We start from the raw sequence: 1,528 nt of genomic DNA on the forward strand, positions 1-1,528 counted from the left end.
GGAGGTGTTGGGGTTGGTGTTGGTGTTGGTAACGGAGGTGTTGGGGTTGGTGTTGGTGTTGGTAACGGAGGTGTTGGGGTTGGTGTTGGTGTTGGTAACGGAGGTGTTGGTGTTGGTAACGGAGGTGTTGGAGTTGGTGTTGGTGTTGGTAACGGAGGTGTTGGAGTTGGTGTTGGTGTTGGTAACGGAGGTGTTGGAGTTGGTGTTGGTGTTGGTAACGGAGGTGTTGGGGTTGGTGTTGGCGCAGTGTCGTTATCAGTAATGGGGACATTAACAGCCGGAATTGCGACGCCGTTATACTTCGTATCGGTACTGCTAGCAGTATGACCGATCGCCCCCGCATGATTTCCTTCCACAACCGTATCATCTGTAGCCGTTACTGTGACGGGTTTGGCAACATTCCAGTCAGTAGCGTCGAAGGTAATTGCACCGATCGCATTTATTTGATTTCCCGCATCAAAACTGATAGTAACTTGTGCAGTTGGCTGCGAATTTAACTTGAGTGTATAATTGCCTGTGGCACCGCCTTCTGTAGCAGTTGTGCTCTCCGGTGAAATACTCACACCAGTCGTGTCGTTGTCAGCAATCGTGGCAGTCACAGGAGAAATCGTCAGGTTGTTATAATTAGTATCTGTACTGACAGACGTGTGAGCGATCGTGCCGCTGCGTGTTCCTTGCGCTATGCTGTCATCTATCGCCGTAACAGTGACATTTTGAGCAACATTCCAATTATTCGGGGTGAAAGTGACAGGTGCGATCGCATTAATTTGACTGCCCGTGTCAAAATTAATCGTGACGTTTGCAGTAGGTGCGGTAGTCAGAAGTACGCCGTAGCTATCGGTTGCACCGCCTTCAGCAATAGCTGTCCCGCCTTCTGATTGGACAAGAGAAATACCGGGACTATCGTTATCTGTAATCGATGCTGTCACATTGGGAATGACTTTCGCATTATAATTGGCATCGGTACTCGTAGCTGTGTGAGAAATCGTGCCGCTGTGGGTTCCTTGTGCTACATTGTCGTCGATCGCCGTAACAGTGACAGTTTGAGCAACATTCCAATTAGTGTTGCCAAAAGTAAGAGGTGTGGCGATCGGATTAAGTTGATTGTCAGTATTGAAACTGATAGTAACCGGTGCCTTCGGTTCGGAAGTTAGCTGGATTTTGTAACTGCCATTGGCGCCGCCTTCTGTAGCAGTTATGTTCGTAGGTGCAACGCTGAAACCTGCTGTATCGTTATCGGTAATGGCGACATTAACAGCCGGAATTGTGATGCTGTTATAGTTAGTATCGGTACTGGTAGCAGTATGGGCGATCGCACCTGCATGATTTCCTTCAACTAAGTTGTCGTCAACTGCTTTCACCGCAACAGTTTGAGCGACATTCCAATTAATAGTGGTAAAAGTAAGTGCGGTAATTGGTTGAATTTCACTGCCTGTAGCCAAGTTAATCGTAACAGGTGCGATCGGTTGAGTATTTAATTTAACGGTATAAGTTCCAGTTGCACCGCCTTCCGTCGCAGTCGTGTTAG

General features: G+C 47.9%; 1 pseudogene. It reads right to left on the minus strand.

Annotated elements, in window-relative coordinates:
* A pseudogene (locus QT979_RS12460) lies at positions 1-1,528 on the minus strand (Calx-beta domain-containing protein); the annotation flags it as partial.

It is taken from the genome of Microcoleus sp. w2-18bC1, from assembly GCF_036700365.1.
In the GTDB taxonomy this organism is placed as follows: Bacteria; Cyanobacteriota; Cyanobacteriia; order Cyanobacteriales; family Microcoleaceae; genus Microcoleus.